This is a genomic window from Rhodohalobacter sp. (assembly GCF_041686455.1).
GTDB lineage: Bacteria > Bacteroidota > Rhodothermia > Balneolales > Balneolaceae > Rhodohalobacter.
Genome location: NZ_JAWLDW010000098.1, coordinates 1 through 10,097, shown reverse-complemented (window position 1 = coordinate 10,097; position 10,097 = coordinate 1). Strand labels below are relative to the sequence as shown.

The window sequence follows — 10,097 nt, the reverse complement described above, 5'->3', positions numbered from 1 at the left end:
TAAAGTTGAGTCGCTCCTGAATTTTGGCGGCATCCGAATTGAAGATAATCTCATTATCACAGAAGATGGACATGAGAATTTGACCGATGTACCGAAGGAAATTAAGGATATTGAAGAGGTTATGAAGTAGACTGAAAAAGAACTCAGAGTACTCGTGGCACGCCTTTGAGACGTGCCACGAGTTTTACAACACCACACATATGGAAAAAGAGAGCTTATATCATATATACAATCAGGGAAATAATCGAGAGCCCATTTTCTTTGCAGAAAGAAACTATATTTATTTTTTGAAAAAAGTCAGAAAGCATCTTATACCTCATCTCCATATTCTTGCATATTGCTTGATGCCAAATCACTTTCACTTACTTGTATTCACAAAAGCTCATTTTGATTATCAGAAGTATGTTATTGATTTACGAACACTTCTAAGTTCGTATATCAAAGCCATTAACAAACAAGAAAGCCGAAGCGGTTCTCTTTTTAGACAAAACACCAAGTTCAAGAATATCTCAGATGCGAATGAAGAATACTTCTACGGACAATATTGCCTTCACTATATTCATCAAAATCCTCTTCGCGCTGGTTTAGTCACAAACATTGAAGAGTGGAGATTTTCGTCCTACCCTGATTATATTCAGATTAGAAATGGCTCTCTTTGTAACAAAAATTTGGCTGTAGAGTTACTTCGACTTCCGGAAAACACAAAAGAATTTATCAATCTATCAGAGGTAACAGTTTCTGCTGGTGTTATCAATTAATTAATTTAATGCATTAAACCACTCGTGGCACGACTCAAAGGCGTGCCACGAGTACTAGTCTTAAACTAAGTTATCAACCCATGCAATTTCATTTTCAAATTTCCTCCACTCCACAAAAATCCAGAGAACGTCAGGCCTTAACTGCTCTTTTAGCACTGGTAACCGGAGCACTGGTTCTCATGTACGCTAACTTTCTGTACCTGATTGCCGGCGGATATCTGATTGCCCTCGGATTGATGTTTATGTATGCCCGGGTTCCCGCGTTCATTTCAGGGTTTCCTATTGTAGCCGGCGTACTGATTTTCATCTTCCCAGAACTGATCCCTTATACATTTGCCATATTTCTGGGATTCTTTGGATTGATGATGGTGATGGCCTTTCAGTTCGCCATTATGGGTTTTCTTACTATGATTATTGCCGTTCTCATTTTGATGAATCCCGATTCTGTTGCCTACTTTATCGCGGCTTTCATGTTACTCTATGGAGTATCCAATCTGATTCGCTTGTTTCAAGACCGAAATCGAAAACGTGGCAATGATGACGATCCGGATGTGATTGTGCACTGATGGATATGACTTTCACCGCTGTGACGCAGAGTTCGCAGGTTATTATATTGCTTACCTGACGGCATACCAATAGGCTTTCCCTCCATTCTCTTCTCCCCATGTTATGTCCCTAACGGGACATAGTCTTCAAATAGAAACCGTGTATAGGGCAAATAATAAAATGCCTCAATCTGTCTCAATTTAGAGAGGATTGTAGATATAAAATCTGAGAATCAAGGCGTCTTACAGTTTCGCTAGGGACTGAACATGGGTAGAAAAGTTAAAAATACATTCCTTATACCCGTGCCGTCAGGTACGGAATATATTTTTGTTGACCTAGCATGGAACACCCCTCGCGGCTTCGCCGCACTCCCCTCAAGGGGAGAATTCATTCCCCATTACAAATCCTCTAGAATATTGGCTGCCTCCTCTTTAAGCTGGCCTTCACTTGGCAATTCTACGTCCATATCTTCAATCTCTTCCAAAACCTCTTTTGCCTTATCATCTTCTTCCTCTTTCATATAGTGCTTGGCCAGATCCAATCGAAACAGAATACACTCGGGCATCATCTCGATCGCTTTTTTGAGATACTCTTCAGCTTTATCATTACTACCATCCGGAACTCCTTCCGAAATCAGATTCGCTGCAAATTTCTCCGCTCCACTGATGTTGGCTATATCTGAGTGAAAAACTCCATACAGATGCCATAGCGGTGCGTAGTCAGGAATTATTTCGGCCGCCTTTTCAATATTCTCTTTAATTTCGTGAGAAGTCTCCACCCGGGTCTTATTCCCCTGCAGATCACTCCATCTGCCCAATGCCACCGCTTTCACATAATAGGAGTGTCCTTCATCGTCGTGGTGCTCTATGGCACGATCAGCCAAATCAAGAGCCTCTTCATAATATTCCAGCTGCTTCTCCTCTTCGTCATCTCCAAGCTGATAACCCAGCCGCGAGTTGATCAAGCTGGCATTCCAAAGTGCTTCGTAATTTTCCGATTCTTCATCCAGCACTTCAAGATATACTTCGAGCGCTTCCTTTTCGTCACCGGCTTCAAATAATTCCTCAGCCTCTTTCAGCAGTTTGTCGGGATCAGAAACTTCAGCCCCAAAAGTGATGAGTGGCATACTGATCATAAACATCAGCAAAGACAAGGTAAAAATTGTTGATTTCATAATTTTATGGATTTAATGGATGTTCAATGATCATGTACTCCTCCACCGGATTTCCGTCTATCAGGTGTTCCTGAATGATTCTTTCCAGAACATCCGGACTGCAGGAGTGATACCACGTGCCTTCGGGATAAACCACCGCAATCGGCCCTCGTTTACAAATTCTAAGGCAGTTTGCCTTTGTCCGGTAAATTCCGCCCTCTCCGTCAAGGTTGAGTTCCTTTAGTCGTTTTTTTAAATATTTCCACGCTTTCAGGCTATCTTTGTGTTTACAGCATTTTGGTTTAGTTTGATCTGCACACAAAAAAATATGTCGCTTAATTTTGTCAACATGCAGTTCTCCTGCTTTATTCTGCAATCTTTTTAATCGTTTGTCCATCCTAACATCAATTACTATTCATTTTGCAAATCACCATCAAATTCTGGTAAAATTTAAAAAATACACAAACATTACGCTTTTAATAACAATAAGGGTAACAATTTCATTTATAATCTATGGTTTTTTGAAATAGCCGGCTTATTATTCTGCCCTAAAAACAGAGTTCATTTTTTCAGTATACCTATATAATCTTTATGAGTTGGCTGGTTCAATCCTTTTTTTCGTCTACATTTCGCTCCTCATGGAGATCTGTGGTTTTGCTGTGGAAACCAATGGCCGGCTGGACCCTCATTGTGTATGCATTTTTCACCGCTATTCTGGCCCCTATTTTTATAGCCATGGTCCACTGGGGGGTTTTTCGAGGCGATCGTCTCCCAGCAGGAAATAATGAAATCATTCAATTTGTCCTATCACCTTCCGGTTTTTCGTATCTCTTTTTAATTCTCCTCATCACTTTATCCGGGACCTCCATTCGTTATGCCGGACTGTTTCAAATTATTACAGATGAACTTCGGGGCAGAAATGTCTCTATAACGTCCACAACTGTTCAAATTATTCAGCGTGCACCTCTTTTGATCAAGCTTTGCGCAATTACGATTGGAGCCGCTATCGCTTTGGCACTGAATCTTTTAGCCGGTATTTGGGGTATCTATCAAACCTATCTTACGGAATTTGATATCAATTACTATTTATCGGCCACACCACCGGAATGGTACAGGGCCCTAACTTTTGGGGGAATCTGGACCGGTATATGGGGGATTGGTGTGCTTATTCTCCTGGGCTTTTCACTTCCGGCACTTCCTTCATATCTGGACGGTAGACGGTCACTACGCGAATCTTTAAAAGAAGCGTGGACGCTTTCATTTACCAAAATGCTTATTTTTTTAAAAAGTATTGGTGTAGCCGTATTATTTTGGTTTCTGATCCGGTTGATTTCTGACGCCATTCTTATCTTTTTATTTGCAACTTTGAGCACCTGGGTATTGGACGTAAGCGACTCTCTCCGTATTCTAGCTGCATTTGCAGGGGGGTATTTAATTCTGAGTTTTATCATTACCGCCTCAATCTCATTTGTAGGGTTTTCACTCCTATCAGCTATTATCACTAAATTTTACTATATCTACATTCGCGGACATCAAGCGGTTGTATCTCCGGGAATGTTACAACTCACTCAAAAAACTATTCGCGCGCTTCGATGGATCGGCCGGCCAAAAAATCTCGCTGTGATTTTATCCCTTTTACTTTTCAGCAGTATAATCTCAAGCCTTATTTTGACCCGGTCACCGGATGCACATGAATATAGGCCCGAAATTGTGTCTCACCGGGCCATAGCCGGCGGGGCAACTGAAAATAGTCTCGCTGCACTGCAGGAATCTATTCGATTGGGTGTAGATTATGCAGAAATAGATGTGCAACTTACGGCCGATGGTATTCCCGTGGTCCTGCACGACGCCGACCTGATGCGAGTAGCCGGTCACCCCGGACGCCTTCACCAAATGACTCGTACTGAATTGCAACAATTACGGATGCATTCAGACGATGACTATCCGAATCAGCTTCTTGTCATCCCCACTCTATCTGAATATCTAGAGATGGCTAGAGGTGAAATTGGTTTGATGATAGAGCTGAAATATTATGGGTTCAGGGAAAATTTAGCTGAAGAAACAATACGGTTGATTCAGGAGCATGGAATGGAAGATCAGGTATTGCTAATGTCACTCTCTGTCGATGCCTTACAACAGGTAAAAAGCCTGTCCACCGACATCCCAGTTGGTTACCTTTCTGCCGTAGCCGCCGGCGATCTTAGCCGTATCCCAATGGACTTCCTGGCAATTAATCAGCAGAATATTACAGCCCAAATGATTCGGGACTATAGTTCAAGAAATCAGCCCGTTTACGCATGGACCGTAAATTCTACAGGTAATATGGTTGAATTACTTGAAAAAAGAGTTTCAGGTTTAATAACTGATGAACCCGGTCTTGCTATTGCAGTTACAGATGAATTTTCTCAATTGACTAATGCTGAAAGGCTATTGCTCCGATTCGGCTTTTTAATCCTTGACCCTTTTTCTGAATAAGGCAAATTTCATTACTATTTTAAAATTAACTTAATTAACGTGAGTTCGATATAAGAAAGCTAATGACGGATTTGAACAATTCTCCCCTAAAAAGGGGCTCCGAGCGTTAGCGACACGTGAAACGAAATAAAGAGGGGTGTCCATGGAATTTTCCTCATTAATATCCATTTACCTAAATACTTTCCTTCTTAAGGATGGAATTTCTCATATGGCCAAATTCAGTGATTTTATATCGAATTAACGTTACTTATAAAAGTGAATACATAAACACTTCCTACTACAGTTTTATCTTATGAAACAAAAATCACCAACATAAATCACAAACTCATGAGCCGTCTAACCATACTATTATCAGGTTTTACCATTTTCTTTCTGATGTTTCTTTTTTCCTGCACAAATGAAACTGAGCTGACGCTTGGTGAACCGGAGGCCATTACGGAGGGTTTCCAGTTTACAGAAGGCCCTTTTTGGCACCCGGATGGCTTTCTTCTTTTCAGCGACATTCCCGCCAATACCATCTTTAAGTGGGAGCCTGGCAACTCTGAATCTGAAGTTTATATTGAGCCAAGCGGTAATTCAAATGGAATTACATCCTCACCTGATGGAACCGTGCTGTTAGCTCAGCACAGTGGTAAAGTTTCACAGGTCAATGACGATTTAACACTCACCGTATTGGCCGAAGAATTCAATGGTAACCGACTCAACAGTCCGAATGACCTGGTTGCCCGGTCTGACGGAAAAATTTTCTTCACAGACCCGCCATTTGGAGTATCGGACGAAGATCGGGAATTGGATTTCAGCGGTGTTTTCAGGCTCGACCAGGATGGAACATTAACCCTGCTTTACGATGGTTTTGAGTATCCAAATGGAATTGCGTTATCGCCTGATGAATCGAAACTTTATGTCAACGACTCTGCAACCGGACAAATATTACGTTTTGACCTCCTTGAGGATGGTTCTGTAGCAAACGAAACTCTTTTCGCAAGTGTAGGAGAACGGGATGATACCGGTGCGGCTGACGGCATAAAAACAGATTCAGAGGGCAGATTATACTCTACAGGCCCTGGCGGTCTGTCAATCTTTGATACAGAAGGAAACCGTATTCAGATTATAGAGTTCGACGAGCGCATCACTAATCTGGCCTGGGGCGATTCTGATTACAGCAGAATTTACGTTACCGCACCTAACTCAGTTTATCGGGTTCAAACGAACGTTAAGGGACGTTAGAATACGATCTTAATTTTCTGATCGTTTTGAATGTATTGCATTGAAGTACATCTGAAATTTAGATTATCATGGAAACTACACTTACTGTTAGGATTGACAAGGAACTTGATCAACTTCTTGAGGAGTCTTCTAAACGATCAGGTCAAACAAAAAGTGAATTTGTACGTCAGGCTCTTAAGCGTCAGCTTACCGTAGAATCATTTCAACAACTTCGTAAAGAGTTGCTTCCATATGGAGAAGCGCAAGGATGGCTTACCGATGAAGATGTATTCCGAGAAGTTTCCTGAATATTAGATGTAATCAACTTCTTTTTTTTACACATTCTTCACACTAACCTTTTCAAAAGATCTGCATGAAAATTTTTGCTGACACAAATGTTCTTATCAGTGCATTTACAGCAAGAGGATTATGTGCCGATTTACTTGAGGTAATACTCTTAGACCATCAACTAATAACAGGAGAAATTGTTTTAGATGAACTAAATAGTGTTTTGTTGAATAAACTGAATGTGCCTGAAAAAAAGGTTCAAAATGTACTTCAATTTATGCGGCAACATCACGTTGAACCGGCTCCTGAAAATCCTTCCAAAATCAAAATAAGGGATGAAGACGACCGATGGATCTTAGAATCCGCATTGAGAGCAAATGCTGATGTTTTGGTTACCGGAGATAAAGACCTCTTAGTTATTTCTAATAAGATCTCTCAACTTAAGATCATTTCTCCTCGGGGTTTTTGGGAGCTGCTCAAAAAGTAGTTCTTATTTCATTTGTCAAGTTTCTTTTCTATTTCAACAACTACGGAAACTGAATTTACGTACAGTGTTATCCTTGTTTAAACCTCGAATACCCTGCAACAACCAACTCCACCGCAATAGCGATAGATGGCAGTATCGCCCCAACTGTAACCCATCGATATACATTTGTGGGCTGCCAGGCGGGCGGCCATAACCCGCTGATTAATACGAGTGTTGCTATCAACACAAATACTGAACCAAGAAACAGGTAGACGCCTGCTTTTGAACTTCGGGTGTTTACGGTATGAAATGCTGCAAAAAACAGTGTACTCACAAATCCAAGTAGCATAAGGTGTAAGTATAAGACACGCAATCCATGCTGTCCCAGCCAAAGTGTTTCCGGCAAGAAAACTGCTGATAACTGAATTGTAACTTTTAAAGCCAACATCGCTAGAACAAACAACCAGATCACTTTATTTCGACTCGGTAAGGCTCGTGCCATATACCATAGATTTATCCCCAGTCCGATTCCCACTAATAAAGAGCCAAATTTTGCAGTCCACAACAGCGACTCATTCAGCAGATCAACAGAAAGTCCAAACGGAAACATCAGAGGAGCACCCAACACGATCGGGGCAATCAGCCAGTTCTTATCAACCGGTAATGAATAGTTCTTTTCAGATAGATCATAGAATATCCCGATTGCCGCCAAAACACACCAGCCTTCTGTAAATGTAGTCAGAAAAAAATGGGTCAGGGCGCCGGAGATCAAATTATTATCGATATTTCCAAACTGGGCTACAGCTACACCCCATGCCCCGAGAGAACTGACTACCAGCATAACCAGTGCTCCATCATAAAAGAGCTGAGAAAGAGAAGAGTCCGCTTTATTTCTATACTTCAGATATATCAATCCAAACCAGTACCATCCGATCATCACCAGCCCGGATAGCATTACAGAGAATGGAAGATTCGCAGTCCCTATTTGAACCGGATGATAGCCGTAGATCAGGAAAAACGGATAGGAGGCAAATCCAATAAGAATAATTACGGTTATGCACCATTTCAGGGATGAGTAAGCTTCCGGGGCTGTTTTCATCAGATGGCGAGCCATAAATACCAAGGGAACCGGTGTTACCCAGTTGAAGAACATGAGGTGAGAATGGGCATGACGAACATTAGACATCCTGAGGCCAAGGATATCACCGCCGATCAAACCCCATCGATAGACAAAGCCTGTAAATGCAGCAACCAGAAAGAATAACAAGCTCCACAACCAAACTTTCTGTAAAAGCTGATCTTTCTGTTCCATATCGGACAAATTATAAAATTGTCTGAGCCCTGTTTTCCCTGATGCTGTATATCCCCACTAATATAGCTCCTACAAGCAGGAGAGCCACAAACTGATGCATCACAGCAAGTGTGATTTGGACATGAGATATCAATGTAAATACTCCTAAAGCGTACTGCACTAATACCAGTACAAAAATTATTCCGCCCCAAAGCTTGGCAGAGTTACTTGAAGGCACCGTAAAGAGTCGAACCCAGTAACCGATTGCCATCAAGCCGATCAAAGCAGCCAGTGATCGATGAATAAACTGTACCGTAGATGAGTTTTCCGTGAAATTCTGATACCAGGGTTCTAAAGCCATAATTTCGGGCGGGACCCAGTACTGATACATTTTGGGAAATGTATTGTAAACGTGCCCTGCATCAAGGCCTGCTACCAAAGCCCCCCACACTACCTGAACAACAACTACACCAAACAGTATTTTCAGCCATTTGCTCAATTCCTGTTTTCTCGGTTCAGATTGTGAATTAAACTTGGTCAGGTCAGCGGCATACCATACACAAAACGCAAAAATGGTAAACGCGAGCATCAGGTGTGCGGTAAGCCGATAGGGATTTACGTGGGGCACATCCACCAGACCGCTCTGAACCATGTACCAGCCCATCAAACCTTGCGAACCGCCAAGAATGAGCAGCCATACCGATCGTTTGAGCCATTTAGAATTCAGTTTTTTCCTCGCAACGAAGTAGATAAACGGCACCAGGAACACGATTCCAATCAAACGCCCAAGCATTCTATGAAGATACTCCCAGAAAAAGATGTACTTAAATTCAGACAGTTCCATTCCCCGATTAACCTGCTGATACTCCGGAAACTGTTTGTATTGATCAAACGCATCATTCCATTGAGCATCGGTTATTGGTGGAATCGCACCCATAATGGGTTTCCAATCGGTCATCGACAGTCCCGACCCGGTCAACCTTGTTATGCCTCCCACAATTAAGATTAACATAACAAGCACCGCTCCGCTGATAAACCATGCACGAAGCCATTTTTTATCTTTTGGCTGCATCTCCATATTCCCCTTATACCGTTTTTGAATAGCGATTTGTCTGTTTGTCCTGAGAAAGATATGCGTCAAATGCCATTGCAATATTTCTCAAAAAGAGCCGTCCACGTTCTGTAATTTGTATTTCTTCTTCGAGCTGAATGATCAATCCGTCTTCTTCCAATTCATCAAGGCGATGCCATTCATCTGCAAAATATGACTTTACATCCACATTCCATTTTTTATTGAAATCACTAAAAGATACGCGAGGTTTACACATCAACCGGGAGATCCAGTCGCGTCTGATTCGATCATCTTCACTTAAAATCATCTGTTTGATAACAGGTAGATTTCCATTGTCCAGCTCCGTGTAGTAGGCGTCCAGATCTTTTGTATTCTGATAGTAGATGGAGTCCACCATCGAAATACCCGACATTCCCAAAGCGTACATATCTGTGTTGGCATGTGTGCTGTACCCTTGAAAGTTTCGCTGCAACGTTCCCTCTTCCAGGGCCTTGGTTAGCTCATCGCCCTCTTTCGAAAAGTGATCCATCCCGATATATCGGTAGCCTTCATTCTCAAGCGTATCGATCGCCATCATCAGCATCGACAGTTTTTCGTCCGGAGTTGGGAAATCCTCTTCATTCAGTAAGCGCTGAGAAGGCATCAGGTTGGGCAGATGCGCATAGCTGTAAACCGCCAGCCGATCCGGGTCCAGCGTTTGAACATCTCTGAGGGTCTGTTGAAACGTATTGAGTGTCTGTTTAGGCAGGCCGTAGATCAAATCGAAATTGATGGAGTTGATCCACGCCTCACGCAGCCAGCGGGTTACCTGCTCGGTCTGTTCAAACGGCTGAATTCTATGA

11 protein-coding genes are annotated in these 10,097 nt (G+C 42.1%); 6 read left to right on the top strand and 5 right to left on the bottom strand.

Annotated elements, in window-relative coordinates:
• Positions 1-200 precede the first annotated feature (200 nt).
• On the top strand, positions 201-758 hold the full coding sequence (locus tag ACESM0_RS10695; RefSeq protein ID WP_372906203.1) for a transposase: 558 nt from the start codon (positions 201-203) through the stop codon (positions 756-758).
• A gap of 80 nt (positions 759-838) precedes the next feature.
• Positions 839-1,324, top strand: coding sequence for a DUF308 domain-containing protein (locus ACESM0_RS10690; RefSeq protein ID WP_372906202.1), 486 nt, complete (start codon positions 839-841; stop codon positions 1,322-1,324).
• Positions 1,325-1,701: 377 nt separating this feature from the next.
• Here ACESM0_RS10690 and ACESM0_RS10685 read toward each other — a convergent pair whose 3' ends face one another.
• Positions 1,702-2,478: a tetratricopeptide repeat protein gene (locus ACESM0_RS10685; protein ID WP_372906201.1), complete on the bottom strand. Its 777-nt coding sequence runs from the start codon at positions 2,476-2,478 to the stop codon at positions 1,702-1,704.
• Positions 2,479-2,482: 4 nt separating this feature from the next.
• Positions 2,483-2,854, bottom strand: coding sequence for a (2Fe-2S) ferredoxin domain-containing protein (locus ACESM0_RS10680; RefSeq protein WP_372906200.1), 372 nt, complete (start codon positions 2,852-2,854; stop codon positions 2,483-2,485).
• 257 nt (positions 2,855-3,111) lie between these two features.
• Here ACESM0_RS10680 and ACESM0_RS10675 point away from each other — a divergent pair, with 257 nt between their 5' ends.
• From ACESM0_RS10675 to ACESM0_RS10660, 4 genes are all read left to right on the top strand, one after another.
• Positions 3,112-4,932, top strand: a complete 1,821-nt coding sequence (locus tag ACESM0_RS10675) for a glycerophosphodiester phosphodiesterase family protein (RefSeq protein WP_372906199.1) — start codon at positions 3,112-3,114, stop codon at positions 4,930-4,932.
• Positions 4,933-5,259: 327 nt separating this feature from the next.
• On the top strand, positions 5,260-6,159 hold the full coding sequence (locus ACESM0_RS10670; RefSeq protein WP_372906198.1) for an SMP-30/gluconolactonase/LRE family protein: 900 nt from the start codon (positions 5,260-5,262) through the stop codon (positions 6,157-6,159).
• A 68-nt stretch (positions 6,160-6,227) separates the two neighbouring features.
• The gene (locus ACESM0_RS10665; RefSeq protein WP_101074419.1) at positions 6,228-6,446 is read left to right on the top strand and encodes a ribbon-helix-helix protein, CopG family; all 219 of its coding nucleotides are present in this window, start codon (positions 6,228-6,230) and stop codon (positions 6,444-6,446) included.
• Positions 6,447-6,511: 65 nt separating this feature from the next.
• A complete protein-coding gene (locus tag ACESM0_RS10660) occupies positions 6,512-6,913 on the top strand; it encodes a putative toxin-antitoxin system toxin component, PIN family (RefSeq protein WP_372906197.1) in 402 nt (133 codons plus the stop codon).
• 67 nt (positions 6,914-6,980) lie between these two features.
• Here ACESM0_RS10660 and ACESM0_RS10655 read toward each other — a convergent pair whose 3' ends face one another.
• The 3 genes from ACESM0_RS10655 to hemN all read right to left on the bottom strand — a co-directional run.
• Entirely contained in the window at positions 6,981-8,204 is a 1,224-nt protein-coding gene (locus ACESM0_RS10655; RefSeq protein ID WP_372906196.1) for a hypothetical protein, read from the bottom strand.
• A 10-nt stretch (positions 8,205-8,214) separates the two neighbouring features.
• Positions 8,215-9,261 (bottom strand): COX15/CtaA family protein, encoded by a 1,047-nt coding sequence (locus tag ACESM0_RS10650; RefSeq protein WP_372906195.1) that lies wholly within the window; start codon positions 9,259-9,261, stop codon positions 8,215-8,217.
• A gap of 7 nt (positions 9,262-9,268) precedes the next feature.
• Positions 9,269-10,097, bottom strand: an 829-nt coding sequence (hemN, locus tag ACESM0_RS10645; protein WP_372906194.1) for an oxygen-independent coproporphyrinogen III oxidase, incomplete at its 5' end; no start/stop codon positions are given.